This window comes from Bacillus atrophaeus (genome assembly GCF_039519175.1).
GTDB lineage: Bacteria > Bacillota > Bacilli > Bacillales > Bacillaceae > Bacillus > Bacillus atrophaeus.
In genome coordinates this window covers 593,036-607,780 of record NZ_CP154443.1, presented here as the reverse complement: position 1 = coordinate 607,780, position 14,745 = coordinate 593,036, and the positions used below count along the sequence as shown (strand labels likewise).

The following is a 14,745-nucleotide window of genomic DNA, read 5'->3' as shown; positions in this document are numbered from 1 at the left end:
ACATAAAAAGATTAGTGTTTTTTACATATGATGACAAATGAAAAGAACACATAAAACCAGTTACAGAGATTAGTAAAATAACCATAAAATATCATCATTCCTCGTAGTAGTATGAGGAACCTAATTTTGATGTGCAAAATAAAAGAATCCAAATAAGAACAGCTTTATAGTAAAAGGGAGGATACAAAAAGTGAGAAAGAGTTTATTAACACTTAGTTTGGCTTCCGTCATCGGGACAAGCAGTTTTTTGATCCCGTTTACAAGCAAAACTGCATCGGCGGAAACATTAGAAGACAAGAAACAGCAGATTGAGAGCAAGCAATCAGAAGTAGCTTCCAACATTGAAGCAAAAGAGAAAGAATTGACTGAGCTTCAGAACAATCAATCTAAAATCGAAAAAGAACTAAAAGAAATTAACGCCAAGGCGCTTGATACAAGCAACAAAGTAGAAGATAAAAAAGAAGAAAACGATAAAACGAAAAAAGAAATCAAAGCATTGAAAAAAGAAATTAAAGAAACAGAAGCCCGCATTGAAAAACGCAATGAAATCCTGAAAAAACGCGTTCGTTCATTACAGGAAAGCGGCGGATCACAAGGGTACATAGACGTGCTTTTAGGTTCAACCAGTTTCGGTGATTTCGTTTCACGCGCAACTGCTGTATCATCTATTGTTGATGCAGACAAAGATTTGATCAAACAGCAGGAGCAGGATAAAGCGAAGCTTGAAGATTCCGAAGCAGATCTGAATGATAAGCTGAAAGAAGTCCAAGCGACACTTGCTAAGCTGGAAACAATGCAAAAAAATCTTGATAAACAGCTTGATGAAAAAGACAAGCTATTTGACGAAGCAAAGAAAAGCCAAGAAAAAGCAACGGCTGCAATTTCTGAATTAAAATCAGAGGCTTCAAAGCTTGCTAATCAAAAAGCGAATACTGAAAAAGAGCAAGAACGCATCAAAAAGCAGCAGGAAGCAGCAGCTGCAATGATCAAAAAACAAGAAGAAGCTCAAAAAGCTTCTGCTGATGAGAATCAAACAGATGACAGCCAGACGGCATCAGCTCCGGCTAAAAAAGCAACAGTTCAATCATCTGACAATACAGCATCAAATTCATCAAACAAATCATCAGGTTCAACATCTAAGAAAAGCACAAGCTCTAATGACTCTGACAGCGGCTCAGGCGGCGGTTCTGTCATCAGTAACTCTGGCGGCATTGAAGGAGCAATCAGCGTAGGTTCAAGCCTTGTCGGTAATTCTCCGTACAAATTTGGCGGCGGTCGTACTCAGTCTGATATTAACAACCGTATTTTTGACTGCTCTTCATTCGTACGCTGGGCATACGCATCAGCAGGTGTGAATCTAGGACCTGCGAGCGGAACAAACACAGATACATTAATCGGCAGAGGAAAAGCTGTCAGTGCATCTGAAATGAAACGCGGCGACTTGGTGTTCTTTAATACTTACAAAACAAACGGCCACGTCGGCATTTACTTAGGAAACGGTACGTTCCTTAATGACAATACGTCACATGGTGTGTCTATTGACTCTATGAGCAACCCTTACTGGAAAAAAGCATTCAACGGCAACGTTAGACGTGTCGTTCAATAATAAGACTTCGGAGCCTTCTGTTGCAGAAGGCTCTTTCTTTTAAAAAAAGGGCTTCATTATATATATACCCTTTGTAAGCGTATGTAATCATTGTTTTGAAAAAGATGAGCAAAAAAATAGCGCTTCACCTGAAGATTTTATAGGATATGGGTAAGGAATACGTTTGATGGGGATTCTTATCATAAACGCCCAATCTCGAAAAGACTGGTTAAGGAGTGAGCATTGTGTCTGAAGAAAAAATTTATGACGTGATAATTATCGGCGCAGGTCCCGCTGGGATGACGGCCGCGGTATACACATCAAGAGCGAATTTATCAACATTAATGATCGAAAGAGGAATACCGGGCGGCCAAATGGCCAATACCGAAGATGTTGAAAACTATCCCGGTTTCGAAAGTATCCTCGGCCCTGAGCTTTCTAATAAAATGTTTGACCATGCGAAAAAATTCGGCGCTGAATATGCGTATGGCGATATTAAAGAAATTGTTGACGGCAAAGAGTACAAAACTGTCAAAGCCGGTTCAAAAGAATACAAAGCGCGTGCCATCATTATTTCTGCCGGGGCGGAATACAAAAAAATCGGCGTTCCGGGCGAAAAAGAATTAGGCGGCCGCGGCGTGTCTTACTGCGCTGTATGTGACGGAGCTTTCTTTAAAGGCAAAGAGCTCGTTGTTGTAGGCGGCGGAGATTCCGCTGTAGAAGAAGGCGTCTATTTAACGCGCTTCGCATCAAAAGTTACGATCGTACACAGACGAGATAAACTCCGTGCTCAAAGCATTCTTCAAGCACGCGCGTTTGATAATGAAAAAATTGATTTTATTTGGAATAAGACCGTAAAAGAAATTCATGAGGAAAACGGCAAAGTGGGCAAAGTAACCCTTGTTGATACAATCAGCGGCGAAGAAGAGGAGTTTGCGACAAACGGCGTATTCATTTACATCGGAATGCTGCCTCTCTCAAAACCATTTGAAAATCTGGGCATCACCAATGATGAAGGCTACATCGAAACTAATGACCGTATGGAAACAAAAGTAGACGGTATTTTTGCAGCCGGAGATATTCGCGAAAAATCTTTACGCCAAATTGTAACAGCTACAGGAGACGGCAGTATCGCTGCACAAAGCGTACAGCACTATGTCGAGGAGCTTCAGGAAACGTTAAAAGCAATGAAATAAAAAGGGCTGTCATTAGAGTTTCATAAATCGTTACTGGGTTTTAATTCCTCTGTAACACGGGTGAAATACTTCTGCGTTATGATGAAAACAGTAATTGACCCCCTTTTTATAATGAATACACTTTGGCACGGATCTTCCAGTATCCGTGCCCTTTTTTTGTCCAAACAAAGATGGACACACTTTTTTCAAGAGTTATCTAAATTCAGCTGATCGAACGGAAGGATTTGCTGTAAAATAAAAGAAAAAGAATGTTAATGTCTCTGCATTGTGAGGGACCATTTGAAACGGTATAATGAAGAGACGATGACAGGGATGAAAAGGTTAGGTGACGCACTTTGCAACGAGTGACAAATTGTGTGCTTCAGACGGATGACCAAGTTCTTCTCCTTCAAAAGCCGAGACGCGGCTGGTGGGTAGCGCCCGGCGGAAAAATGGAGAGTGGAGAGTCGGTCAGAGATTCCGTCATCAGAGAGTACAGAGAAGAAACTGGGATTTATATATTAAACCCGCAGCTTAAAGGCGTTTTTACCTTTATCATAAAAGAACAGGATCAGATCATTTCTGAGTGGATGATGTTTACGTTTGTCGCCGATTCCTATACAGGGCGAAACGTCTCCGAATCGGAGGAAGGCATTTTAAAATTGCATGATGTCAAAGATATTCACAACCTGCCAATGGCGCCTGGAGACGGGCATATTCTCGATTTTATGATGAAAGGACAAGGACTGCTTCACGGCACCTTTACGTATACACCGGATTTTGAGCTGCTGAGTTACCGTTTAGATCCGCAGCATATAAAATAAAAACAGATACGGCAGGGGGAGAAAAGATGAGTGTGAGTGAAACGCATGATATTCAGCTCGTCATTATAACTGGAATGTCGGGAGCGGGAAAAACAGTTGCCATTCAGAGCTTTGAGGATCTCGGCTATTTCTGTGTCGATAATCTGCCGCCTTCATTACTTCCGAAATTTTTAGAGCTGATGAAGGAATCAAACTCTAAAATGAGCAAGGTCGCGCTTGTGATGGATTTGCGTGGCCGTGAATTTTTTGACCGGCTGATCGAGGCGCTGGATGAAATGGGGGAAAGCTCCTGGATTACGCCGCGCATTTTATTTTTAGACGCGAAGGATTCCATTCTCGTGACACGATATAAAGAAACAAGGCGTTCGCATCCGCTGGCGACTACCGGCCTTCCGCTTGAAGGAATCGGAATTGAACGTGAGCTACTTGAGGAACTGAAAGGCCGTTCCCAAATGATTTACGATACGTCTGACATGAAGCCGAAGGATCTGCGTGAAAAAATTGTAAATCACTTTGCGACAAATCAAGGTGAAACTTTTACAGTCAATATTATGTCGTTCGGATTCAAATACGGTCTTCCGATTGATGCAGATCTCGTCTTTGACGTCAGATTTTTGCCGAATCCTTATTACATTGAGAGTATGCGGCCGCTGACGGGGAAGGATGAAGAGGTGTCCTCTTACGTCATGAAATGGAATGAAACGCAAAAGTTTAATGAAAAGCTTATTGATTTGCTGAGCTTTATGCTGCCGTCTTATAAACGGGAAGGAAAGAGCCAGCTCGTCATCGCTATCGGATGTACAGGCGGACAGCACCGCTCAGTCACGCTTGTCGAATATTTGGCTGACTATTTTAAACAGGATTACTATACTCATGTCACTCACCGGGACATTGAAAAGAGAAGCCGTAAATAAAATGGGACAGAAGCCGAAAATCGCAATCTTTGGCGGCGGAACAGGCCTTTCGGTTTTACTGAGGGGCTTAAAGCATAAGCCTGTTGATATTACTGCAATTGTAACGGTTGCCGATGACGGCGGGAGCTCAGGGCGTTTAAGAGACGAACTGCAAATTCCGCCGCCAGGTGATATCAGAAACGTGCTTGCCGCTTTATCCGATGTGGAGCCATTGGTTGAAAACCTGTTCCAGCATCGCTTCAACAAAGGGAGCGATTTGACAGGCCATTCACTCGGAAACTTAATTCTTGCAGCGATGACGAATATAACCGGTGATTTTTTTCACGCTGTGACAGAAATGAGTAAGGTGTTGAATGTCCGCGGGAGAGTGCTGCCGGCTGCCAATACCAGTGTCATCCTTCACGCTGAAATGGAGGACGGCCAGGTGGTATCCGGAGAATCCACGATTCCGTCATACGGACAGCGCATTAAGCGGGTTTTCCTTACACCCGAAAAAATTGATCCGCTGCCGGAAACCCTTGAAGTGATCCGGGGAGCGGACTTGATCATTATCGGTCCAGGCAGCTTGTATACAAGCATTCTTCCGAATCTGCTCGTTCCGAAGATCGGTGAGGAAGTATTAAAGGCATCAGCGAAAAAAGTATATATATGCAATGTGATGACCCAGCCTGGCGAAACGCTGAATTACAGCGCCGCCGACCATGTAAAAGCGCTGAATGATCATATGGATCGTCCATTTATTGATACGATTTTAATAAACAATGAGGATATTCCTGACGAAATAAAACAGAAGTACGCAATGGAATTGGCGCGCCCTGTTGATTTCAATGTCGATGATCTGAAGACGATGGGGCTCGAGGTCATCAGAGACCGCATCGTAACTTATAAAAATGACGTAATTCGTCACGATACACATAAAGTGGCTTCTCTTCTCGTGGATTTATTGAAAGAATAGAAGCCTTGAAATGAGGTGGCTATATGTCATTTGCATCAGAAACAAAAAAAGAGCTGACCAATCTTGAAGTGAAGGACTGCTGTTCAAAAGCAGAGCTTTCAGCGCTCATTCGGATGAATGGGTCTTTATCGTTTTCCAACCGCCATCTTGTGCTTGATGTCCAAACCGAAAATGCGGCGATCGCCCGCCGCATTTATACATTGCTGAAAAAGCAGTATGATGTGTCGGTCGAGCTGCTCGTCAGAAAAAAAATGCGGCTTAAAAAGAACAACGTTTACATCGTACGCTTTTCAGAAAAAGCAAAATTGATATTAGAGGACTTAAAAATACTCGGCGAGAATTTTGTGTTTGAACGAAATATTTCCGAGGAGCTTGTCAAAAAAAGATGTTGCAAGCGCTCTTATATGAGAGGGGCGTTTTTAGCGGGAGGCTCTGTCAATAATCCTGAGACTTCCTCTTATCATCTGGAAATATTCTCTCTCTATAAAGAGCACAACGATTCCTTATGTGAACTGTTGAATGAGTTTCATTTGAACAGTAAAACATTGGAACGGAAAAAGGGCTATATCACATATTTAAAGGAAGCTGAGAAAATCACCGAATTCCTGAATGTCATCGGAGCCCACAATTCTCTGCTTCGATTTGAAGACGTCAGAATCGTCAGAGATATGCGTAACTCCGTGAACCGACTCGTCAATTGTGAAACGGCAAACTTAAACAAAACAATCGGGGCATCGCTCAGACAAGTGGAAAACATTAAGTACATCGATGAAAGAATCGGGCTGGAAGCACTTCCTGATAAGCTCAGAGAAATTGCACAGCTTCGGATAGATTATCAAGAAGTAACACTCAAAGAACTAGGGGAAATGGTCACAAGCGGAAAGATCAGTAAGTCCGGTATCAACCACCGTCTAAGGAAACTTGACGAAATCGCAGAACAGCTGCGAACGGGGCAAACCATCACTTTAAAATAAACCGTACAGAAAAGGGGAGATCTTATGGTTCAGCAGAAAGTGGAAGTGCGATTAAAAACGGGATTGCAAGCACGTCCGGCTGCTTTGTTTGTACAAGAAGCAAACCGATATACATCAGATGTATTTCTTGAGAAGGATGGAAAAAAGGTCAACGCGAAAAGCATTATGGGCTTGATGAGCCTTGCGGTAAGCACAGGCACTGAAGTGACCTTGATTGCAGAGGGAGAAGACGAACAAGAAGCGCTTGAAAAACTTACTGCTTACGTTCAGGAAGAAGTTTAAGCGCATGCAGGGAGGTCCGGAAGATGAACGAATTTCTGGAAGAATGTTTTACAAAAATAGGATGGGATCAGGATACACTGGCTTTTGACGAACTTCCTCGTTTTTTAACCAAACTGGCTTATCAGCTTCCGTTTGAAAATCGGGCCGTTTTGGAGAAACATCAATATGATATGTCCAGGGACGGCTTATGGAATCACATCGTGAAAGAGCGGCATGGAGGTCTTTGTTACGATCTGAACGGATTTCTTTACTATGTGCTCTTTGAAGCGGGGTTTGATGTCAGGCTGATTAGCGGCACGGTCTATACTCAAAAGGAAGGCCAGTGGGCGTTAGAGGGAACGCACGCCGTTGTTCTGCTATCTACTGAAGAAGGCGATTATATCATCGACATCGGTTTCGGCGTTAATCTCGCTTTGCAGCCAATTCCTTTATCAGGAGAAACCGTGGAAGCCGCCACAGGCAAATACCGCATCATAGAACAACAGACAGAAATGGGCAGCCATGTGCTTGAGATGGACAAAGGAGAAGGCTGGCAGACGGGATACGCTTTTACCCTTAAAGAAATAGAGGCTGATGACCTGTCAGCTATGAGAGACATCATTTATCATCATGACCTGTCACCCTTTAATAAAAAGCCGCTCGCTTCCAAACTGACGCCTGACGGATATTTGGTTTTGACAGAGGATCATTTGACTATGAACCGGAAGAACGGTGAATCTGCCAAAGAAAATATTCATGCATCAGATTTTGGCCGGAAGCTGGAAGAACACTTTTTCAAGCAATAATGCAAAAACGGTTATCCCTAGGGTAACCGTTTTTTTGTCGCGCATCTACCTGATTCGTGTAAATGTTTCGTAATGATCTGTTGTTTTGTAAATCAGCCAGTCGCTGGAGTACAGCAGCCGGTCGGCGTTTCTGAAGCCAGATGTATAATTGATATCGGCTTCACGCCATGTGCGGCCGCTTTTTGCCGGCAGCCTGCCTTCACGGTTGCTGAATACATCACCGCCAATGCTTTTTCCCGGCGCTACTTCTGCCAAATTGCCCTTAGAAGCTACCCAGCCAAGCGCCTGGGCTTGTGCCTTCGTGATATAATTGTCTGGAAGCTTTTTGTACGTCAGTAAATAATCAGCAACGCCGTCAAAGGTGTTAATAACCTGAGCTGATGCAGCGGCTGATTCCATTGATCTCTGTTCTGCTTTCGCATCTGGTGAAAACAGCAAACTTGTCATTGAAAACAGCAGCATCATACATACAGCAATCCGTGATAAGCATTTTTTCCTCAATTAACCTTCCTCCTGTCTTTAATGAATTTCAAGAGGTATGAGGCTCTAACGATGTTTATCTATTACGTATTGTAACAGCAACGAATTAAAATAAATTAATTTTTCTGAAAAATAATTCTTTTCGACTAGCATTGGGCTAAAAATAACAGGAACACTTTGAGAAAAAAGGGGATAAAAGATGTACAGTATATTGCTTGTTGAAGATGATACACGGATAGCCTCTTTATTGTGCGGACATCTGCAAAAATACGGCTACCATGTGCAAATAGCTGAGAAGCTGAATCAGATTAAAGAAGAATTTACGGCTATGAAGCCGGATCTTGTGCTGCTTGATATTAATCTTCCTTATTTTGATGGTTTTTATTGGTGCAGGCAGATCAGAACGATCTCAAACGTTCCGATCATTTTTATTTCCGCGCGCACGGACGAGCTGAATCAGGTGATGGCCATTGAACACGGCGGCGATGACTATATCACAAAGCCGTTTCATCTGGAAGTGGTGCTCGCAAAAATCAAAAGTGTGCTGCGCCGGACGTATGGGGAGTATTCTCCCTCAATCTCACAAGAATCAAAAGTAGTAGAGATTGGTGAATTATATATCTATCCGGATAAGTATGAAGCGGAATGGAAAAACAATCGAATGTCATTCTCGCAAAAAGAGTTTCAGCTTCTGTCCATTTTCGTAAAAGAACATAAAAAAATTGTGACAAGGGATGAATTGCTTGAGGCATTGTGGGATGAGATTGATTTTGTGGATGACAACACATTGACGGTGAATGTCAATCGCTTGAGAAAAAAGCTGGAGAATGCGGGCTTACAAGAGGCCATCACTACGATAAGAGGAAAGGGTTATAAATTTGAAATAAACCGGAAGGATGAACAAGAGTGTTAAAGACCTATTTGCTTGACCGCATTGTCATTATTCTTTTTTCCTTTTTGAGTATAGGGGCTGCCATGCTGATCGCTTTTTTTAGCATAACGGAAAGCGGCGCTAAGCTTTCATTAGAAAACTTGATCTACCTCTGGGTTCTCCCTGGCGTGTTATTGGCTGTCGGTTTTACTGCGGATTATATCAGGCAATATTCGTTTCTCACATTTTTGAAAAGCTGCGCGGACCAAGCGGATTCGCCGGCTTATAACATGGGGGCCGCATTGTCGGCTCGAAATCCCCGCACGAGGGAGCAGGCGGTATGGACTGATATTTTGAAAGAGCTGAATCAGCAGTACGATAGGCAGATCGCACAATATATGAATAAACAAAAACAGCATCAAACATTTATTAATCAGTGGATTCACCATATGAAAACACCGGTCTCCGTCATTTCCATGATGATACAGGAAGGCAAAAAAATGGATTCGCCATCAACTGAAGTTTTCTTAGAAGAGCTTGAAGCTGAAAATGAGCGATTTCGTCACGGGCTTGAAATGATGCTGCAGACCGCCCGGCTTGATGAATTCGCCTTTGATGTAAAACCTGAAACCTTTGATGTGGCGGGGCTCGTCCGAAGTCTGATCAATAAAGAGAAGCGGCAGTTTATAAAACGGCGTATATTTCCGGTGCTGGAAGCGCCTCAAATGCCTGTGAACATTTCCAGTGATCAAAAATGGCTGACCTTCGTATTAGAGCAGCTTCTTTTTAACGCGTTAAAATATTCTCATCAGGGCTCGGGAGACAGCATTTTAATCAGTATTCAAGAGTGCGGGCCTGAGGTTCGTTTGTCGGTGGCTGATGAAGGAATCGGCATTCCCGACCATGACCTTCCCCGGGTGTTTGAGCCGTTTTTTACCGGAGAGAATGGGAGGAAAATGGCACAGGCGACCGGAATGGGCCTCTATTTGGCAAAGGAAGTCTGCCATCAGCTCGGACATAGGCTGACCGCCGAATCAGAGGAAGGGAAAGGAACGGTGATGACGCTCGTCTTTTCCAGCGATACTCTTACTATGTGACAATATTGTAAGGTACAGCGACCGATTTGAAAGAAAGTTCGATGGGAGGCTGCTGACTTCCTTTTTATAATAAAGAAAAAGGAGGCGCAGAACACATGAAAGTATTAGAAACAAAAAAACTGTGCAAAACGTATTATTCAAATAAAGGAACACTCAATTATCAGGCGCTCACCGATTTTGACATCAATGTCGATAAAGGAGAATTTGTCGGCATCATGGGGCCGTCCGGAAGCGGAAAAACCACGCTTTTGAATTTGCTGGCCACCATTGATAAGCCGACTCAGGGTGAGATGATGATCAACGGCATTCAGCCAAAAACGTTAAAGGATCAAGAGCTGGCTTTGTTTCGCAGAAGAGAGCTGGGCTTTGTCTTTCAGGACTTTAATCTGCTTGATACGCTCACGATTCGGGAAAACATCCTGCTTCCGCTCGCATTGGACAACGTAAAGCTGAGTGAAATGGAAAACCGCTTAGATGAACTGGCAGATACCCTGCAAATCAAACATATTTTAGACCACCGTACATACGAAGTGTCGGGCGGCCAGCAGCAGCGTGCGGCCTGCGCAAGAGCCATTATTCATAATCCGGCACTTATATTGGCGGATGAACCGACAGGCAACCTTGATTCAAAGTCTGCCAAACAGGTGATGAACACGCTGGCTCAGCTGAATGAAGAAAAGGAAGCAACGATTCTATTGGTTACGCATGATGCTACAGCGGCAAGCTTCTGTAAACGGATCGTCTTTATTAAAGACGGAAGATTTTTTTCAGAGATCCGCAGGGGAACGAATCAGCAGGTGTTTTATCAAAGTATACTAGATACCCTGAGTGTGTTGGGAGGCGATTTTCATGAATTTGAGAACCATCGCCCGTAAAAACATTATTGGGAATCTGCAAAGATATGTTGCCTACTTTTTAAGCTGTGTGTTTGCCGTCTCGGTCTTTTTTGTCTTCACCTCTTTTATTTTTCACCCGGATGTGACGGAAGACAATGTGTATGGCGGAAGCCTTGTGAAAACGTGTTTGAGCGCGGCTCTTATCGTCATTATCGTGTTTTGTATATTCTTTATTTCTTATTCTAATTCAGCGTTTCTGCAGGCGAGAAAGAAAGAGTTTGGCTTGTTTACGCTGTTCGGGACATCAAAGCAGCAGCTTCGAAAGATGATTTACTATGAGCAGTCGTTGATTTCTCTTGCGGCTATTGCAGCCGGTATCGGAACGGGGCTGTTATTTTCGAAACTGTTTTTTATGATCATGACATGGATGCTCAGCGTGAAGGTGCCGATCTCATTTGCGATTGTACCGAAAGCGTTTGTGCTGACGGCTGCCGGTTTTCTTATATTGTTTCAAGTCCTGCTCATTTTATCGCTGGGACAGATTCGCAAGCTTGAAATCATAGATTTGATTAAATCCGCTCAAAAACCTAAAAGTTTACCGGCCTATTCGAAATGGCTTTCTGTGCTGTCTTTGCTTTGTCTGGCGGGCGGTTATTATCTGTCTGCCACAGCCAATGCGATCGACATGATGTTTCGTGTCTTTCCAATTTTGATTTTAGTGTTAATCGGCACGTATTTCTTCTTTACACAAAGCAGTGTCGCGTTTTTCCGCATGCTGTACAGAAAGAAACACAGCTTTTATAAAGGAACCAATATCATTGTGCGTTCCAACATGATATTTAGGCTGAAGGATCATGCACGCATGCTGTTTTTAACCTCTGTCATTACGGCGGTCATTTTAACTGCTACAGGAGTCATCTATATGTTTTATGCTGATTTAGAAAGGCAGGAGGAGCAAAGTATTCCTCAATCTGTTGCCTGGGTGGAAAAAGACGCTTCCCGCTTTCAGGTTATGAAGCCTGAGATGGCTGAGAACACATTGAAAAAAGCAGATGCTGACATCAAGTATAAGGTGAATGCCACAGGGATTCCTGTCACATTTCAATCAGATTTGCCGTATGGGAACAAGAAAGCGGAAGCAGAGGCCTTGCTGATTTCAGAGAAAATCTATAATCAAGTCGCAAAGGAAAAAGGTTTCCCTGTTATTCATTTACAAGAAAATGAAGCGTTTATCAATGTCCCGTTTCAGATGATGGTAAAAGACACGTTCAGAGAAGGGGAAAAAGCAGCATTTCATATAAAATCAGGAAAATCACTTTCCTATGTCATGAAAAAGCAGCAAAACAAAGGGATATTGATGTCAGTCGGAGGAGTCAGCCGTTTATTAGTTGTCAACGAAAAAAGCTTTGACAGCCTGACACAGGAGGTGCCGCTGAAGGATCAGACGAGAGTGGTAGGCTATGAGCTTGAGCATTGGAAGGAGACGGTGGATGTCTCTGAAAAGCTTGAAAACATGGTGCCGAAAGAACATACATCTGATTTTCAAACGCGTGCTCCGAGTTTTCAAATGGTGAAGCAGGGAGTCGCATTAATGCTGTTTATCGGTCTGTTTGTCAGCGTGCTGTTTTTTATCGTGCAAGGAAGCATGCTGTATTTGCGGATGTTTACTGAAATAGAAGATACGCGAGTGCAAGTGTTAGCATTAAAGAGGATGGGGATTACCGACAAAGAGATTCACTCCATCCTTGGAAGACAAATTGGATTTTTGTTCTTCATCCCATTTATTGCGGGCACGATTCACGCCGGCTTTGCGTATGCGGCGTTAAGCAACATGCTGAATGCTAACTTATTTCTTGAAGCCGTGATTGTCATCTTCATTTATTTTGTGTTCCAGGCTGTTTATTATATCGTCACTCGTCATATTTACAAGCGTGCTGTCCTCCAGCATATGTAATATGAAATCCGGTCTTCATCAGACCGGATTTTTTGATTTACTGAAATTCTCTTGTCAAATTTTTCGGTGTTTCCCCTTTGATAGCCGCGATCATGTTTTCGGCAGCCTGTTTACACATATTGAAGCGCACTTTCGCTGTTGCTGAGCCAATATGCGGCAGTAAGGTGACGTTGTCAAGCTGCAAGAGCGGATTGTCTTTTGCGACTGGTTCTTCTTCGTACACATCTAAACCCGCACCGCGAATCCATCCTTCTTGAAGGGCACGGATGAGCGCTTTTTCATCAACCGTCTTTCCCCGGGAAATATTGACGAAAATTGCCGAATCCTTCATCAGCTTAAATTCACGTTCCCCGATCATGTGATATGTTTCGTCAGTCAGCGGAGTAATCAGCAGAACAAAATCTGATTGCTCCAGCAGTTTGTCAAGCTCAGCGTATTTGACGCCGATGCTTTCTTCAGTTTCTTGTTTGCGATGGCGGTTATGATAAAGCACGTCCATATCGAAACCGAATTTGGCGCGTCTGGCCGCTTGCTCGCCGATCCTGCCCATGCCGATAATGCCTAATGTTTGATGATGGACGTCAATGCCGAAAAGTGCTTCTTCCTCAACTGTCCCCCATTTACCGGCCCGGACGAAACGGTCCAGTTCAGCAACACGTCTGGCAGAGGAAAGAATTAAAGAAAAGGCCAGATCGGCCACTGTGTCATCCAGTGTATAAGGCGTATGAGTGCCGACGACGTTTCTTGCTTTCATCGCTTCTATATCAAAATTATCATAGCCTACGGATTGATTGCTGACGACCTTCAGCTTAGGAGCATGTTCAAGCAGCTCGCTGTTGATGGACGGCCCTGATGTTCCAGTAGTTAAAAGCCCTTCAGCATCTTTCATTTTCTCGAAGAGCACCTCTTGTGGAAGTGTATCCTCCTGCCATATCTCATAGCGGCAATGCTCGCCGATCATCTTCTCAATGTCTTCAGGAATCGGTTTTGCGATAAATACAAATGGTTTCAAAAAGGCTCCCCCTTTATATTGCTGTTGTCTATTTTATTATATCGGAAATAAATAGAAGTTAAAAATTATGACTGCGTTTATCATATTTCTGGTTCTTTTGAACTTAAAATGATTCATGAGAATAAAAATAAGGCGTTCTCTGATTAAAAAAGTTTTTAAATTATCTGAATTCACCTATATTTTTTGTCAGACAATTGCTAGCAAACCTCTTAAAGCAGGATTATAGGATTGAATGAATATAAATTTTATTATCTTTGAAAGATATAAATTTTTATGATTTTTAATTTACAGTTCATTTATAGTGTCTTTTTTTGAAAGCCTTTTTGCTGTCTGTTCCTATGCTATAATTCCTTACTGTAGGCTAGGAAAGAAGGCTTGCAATATCATATGGATGGGAGATGAAATTGAATGGTTTCATTAACAACGATTTTGGAACACAATGATCAATTTGTCAGGGAGAAGAAATATGAACCTTACAAAACGACAAAATTCCCTACAAAAAAGCTTGTCATTGTCACCTGTATGGATACAAGGCTCACTGAACTTCTTCCTCAAGCAATGGGGCTTAAAAACGGCGATGCTAAAATTGTGAAAAATGCAGGAGCCATCGTTTCCCACCCATTTGGAAGTGTCATGCGCAGCATATTGGTCGCCATTTATGAATTACAGGCTGAAGAGGTTTGTATTATTGGCCACCATGAGTGCGGAATGTCAGGGCTGAATGCTTCGTCCATTCTTGAAAAAGCAAAGGAACGCGGAGTGGAAGAAAGCTGTCTGAACTTGCTGAATAGCGCGGGCCTGGATTTGGAAACTTGGCTGACGGGTTTTCACAGCGTAGAAGAAAGCGTTACCCATAGTGTGAATATGATCAAGAATCACCCGCTGTTACCAGAAAATTTTCCAGTTCATGGGCTTGTCATTCATCCCGAAACAGGCAAACTTGATGTTGTCATTAACGGTTATGAAACTGAGTTAATAAAGACTAATTCATAAGGGAGGTT

15 protein-coding genes are annotated in these 14,745 nt (G+C 42.9%); 13 read left to right on the top strand and 2 right to left on the bottom strand.

All coding sequences use genetic code 11. The features are described 5' to 3' along the window. The first annotated feature begins 190 nt into the window (after nt 1–190). The 8 genes from AAHT65_RS03200 to AAHT65_RS03165 all read left to right on the top strand — a co-directional run bounded on the left by AAHT65_RS03200 (nt 191) and on the right by AAHT65_RS03165 (nt 7,494). A complete protein-coding gene (locus AAHT65_RS03200) occupies nt 191–1,606 on the top strand; it encodes a PcsB-like coiled-coil domain-containing protein (RefSeq protein ID WP_088118036.1) in 1,416 nt (471 codons plus the stop codon). A 224-nt stretch (nt 1,607–1,830) separates the two neighbouring features. Continuing rightward, the gene (trxB, locus tag AAHT65_RS03195) at nt 1,831–2,781 is read left to right on the top strand and encodes a thioredoxin-disulfide reductase (RefSeq protein WP_003326791.1); all 951 of its coding nucleotides are present in this window, start codon (nt 1,831–1,833) and stop codon (nt 2,779–2,781) included. A 335-nt stretch (nt 2,782–3,116) separates the two neighbouring features. Continuing rightward, a complete protein-coding gene (locus AAHT65_RS03190) occupies nt 3,117–3,584 on the top strand; it encodes an 8-oxo-dGTP diphosphatase (RefSeq protein ID WP_343310972.1) in 468 nt (155 codons plus the stop codon). Nucleotides 3,585–3,610: 26 nt separating this feature from the next. After that, a complete protein-coding gene (gene rapZ, locus AAHT65_RS03185) occupies nt 3,611–4,498 on the top strand; it encodes an RNase adapter RapZ (RefSeq protein WP_094232833.1) in 888 nt (295 codons plus the stop codon). A 1-nt stretch (nt 4,499) separates the two neighbouring features. Further along, on the top strand, nt 4,500–5,453 hold the full coding sequence (locus AAHT65_RS03180; protein ID WP_003326795.1) for a gluconeogenesis factor YvcK family protein: 954 nt from the start codon (nt 4,500–4,502) through the stop codon (nt 5,451–5,453). A gap of 23 nt (nt 5,454–5,476) precedes the next feature. Continuing rightward, entirely contained in the window at nt 5,477–6,427 is a 951-nt protein-coding gene (gene whiA / locus AAHT65_RS03175; protein WP_003326796.1) for a DNA-binding protein WhiA, read from the top strand. 24 nt (nt 6,428–6,451) lie between these two features. Beyond that, nucleotides 6,452–6,709 carry an HPr family phosphocarrier protein gene (locus tag AAHT65_RS03170; protein ID WP_003326797.1) on the top strand — a complete coding sequence of 86 codons (258 nt, stop codon included), beginning with the start codon at nt 6,452–6,454 and terminating at the stop codon, nt 6,707–6,709. A 23-nt stretch (nt 6,710–6,732) separates the two neighbouring features. After that, nucleotides 6,733–7,494, top strand: a complete 762-nt coding sequence (locus AAHT65_RS03165) for an arylamine N-acetyltransferase (protein ID WP_151290160.1) — start codon at nt 6,733–6,735, stop codon at nt 7,492–7,494. A 45-nt stretch (nt 7,495–7,539) separates the two neighbouring features. Here the strand turns inward: AAHT65_RS03165 and AAHT65_RS03160 are convergent, their stop codons facing one another. Next, nucleotides 7,540–7,941 (bottom strand): ribonuclease, encoded by a 402-nt coding sequence (locus AAHT65_RS03160; RefSeq protein ID WP_420915263.1) that lies wholly within the window; start codon nt 7,939–7,941, stop codon nt 7,540–7,542. 232 nt (nt 7,942–8,173) lie between these two features. On the opposite strand from AAHT65_RS03160, the gene AAHT65_RS03155 reads away from it, so the two are divergent. The 4 genes from AAHT65_RS03155 (at nt 8,174) to AAHT65_RS03140 (ending at nt 12,732) form a co-directional block, all read left to right on the top strand. Further along, nucleotides 8,174–8,887: a response regulator transcription factor gene (locus AAHT65_RS03155; protein WP_003326800.1), complete on the top strand. Its 714-nt coding sequence runs from the start codon at nt 8,174–8,176 to the stop codon at nt 8,885–8,887. Continuing rightward, a complete protein-coding gene (locus AAHT65_RS03150) occupies nt 8,881–9,942 on the top strand; it encodes a HAMP domain-containing histidine kinase (protein WP_277713936.1) in 1,062 nt (353 codons plus the stop codon). The genes AAHT65_RS03155 and AAHT65_RS03150 overlap by 7 nt, the downstream gene beginning before the upstream one ends. A 95-nt stretch (nt 9,943–10,037) precedes the next feature. After that, on the top strand, nt 10,038–10,817 hold the full coding sequence (locus AAHT65_RS03145) for an ABC transporter ATP-binding protein (protein ID WP_010790020.1): 780 nt from the start codon (nt 10,038–10,040) through the stop codon (nt 10,815–10,817). Continuing rightward, on the top strand, nt 10,792–12,732 hold the full coding sequence (locus AAHT65_RS03140) for an ABC transporter permease (RefSeq protein ID WP_343310971.1): 1,941 nt from the start codon (nt 10,792–10,794) through the stop codon (nt 12,730–12,732). Before AAHT65_RS03145 ends, AAHT65_RS03140 begins: the two co-directional genes overlap by 26 nt. Nucleotides 12,733–12,769: 37 nt before the next feature. Here the strand turns inward: AAHT65_RS03140 and AAHT65_RS03135 are convergent, their stop codons facing one another. Then, the gene (locus AAHT65_RS03135; protein ID WP_094232828.1) at nt 12,770–13,744 is read right to left on the bottom strand and encodes a 2-hydroxyacid dehydrogenase; all 975 of its coding nucleotides are present in this window, start codon (nt 13,742–13,744) and stop codon (nt 12,770–12,772) included. A 408-nt stretch (nt 13,745–14,152) separates the two neighbouring features. On the opposite strand from AAHT65_RS03135, the gene AAHT65_RS03130 reads away from it, so the two are divergent. Beyond that, nucleotides 14,153–14,737, top strand: coding sequence for a beta-class carbonic anhydrase (locus AAHT65_RS03130; RefSeq protein ID WP_094232827.1), 585 nt, complete (start codon nt 14,153–14,155; stop codon nt 14,735–14,737). The last annotated feature ends 8 nt before the right edge of the window (nt 14,738–14,745 follow it).

Bases quoted from the DNA above. Each gene is read 5' to 3' on its own strand.
- AAHT65_RS03130 (WP_094232827.1), top strand. From the start codon at position 14,153: ATGGTTTCATTAACAACGATTTTGGAACACAATGATCAATTTGTCAGG.
- AAHT65_RS03140 (WP_343310971.1), top strand. From the start codon at position 10,792: ATGAATTTGAGAACCATCGCCCGTAAAAACATTATTGGGAATCTGCAA.
- whiA (WP_003326796.1), top strand. From the start codon at position 5,477: ATGTCATTTGCATCAGAAACAAAAAAAGAGCTGACCAATCTTGAAGTG.
- AAHT65_RS03165 (WP_151290160.1), top strand. From the start codon at position 6,733: ATGAACGAATTTCTGGAAGAATGTTTTACAAAAATAGGATGGGATCAG.
- AAHT65_RS03155 (WP_003326800.1), top strand. From the start codon at position 8,174: ATGTACAGTATATTGCTTGTTGAAGATGATACACGGATAGCCTCTTTA.
- AAHT65_RS03180 (WP_003326795.1), top strand. From the start codon at position 4,500: ATGGGACAGAAGCCGAAAATCGCAATCTTTGGCGGCGGAACAGGCCTT.
- AAHT65_RS03145 (WP_010790020.1), top strand. From the start codon at position 10,038: ATGAAAGTATTAGAAACAAAAAAACTGTGCAAAACGTATTATTCAAAT.
- rapZ (WP_094232833.1), top strand. From the start codon at position 3,611: ATGAGTGTGAGTGAAACGCATGATATTCAGCTCGTCATTATAACTGGA.
- AAHT65_RS03170 (WP_003326797.1), top strand. From the start codon at position 6,452: ATGGTTCAGCAGAAAGTGGAAGTGCGATTAAAAACGGGATTGCAAGCA.
- AAHT65_RS03160 (WP_420915263.1), bottom strand. From the start codon at position 7,941: ATGACAAGTTTGCTGTTTTCACCAGATGCGAAAGCAGAACAGAGATCA.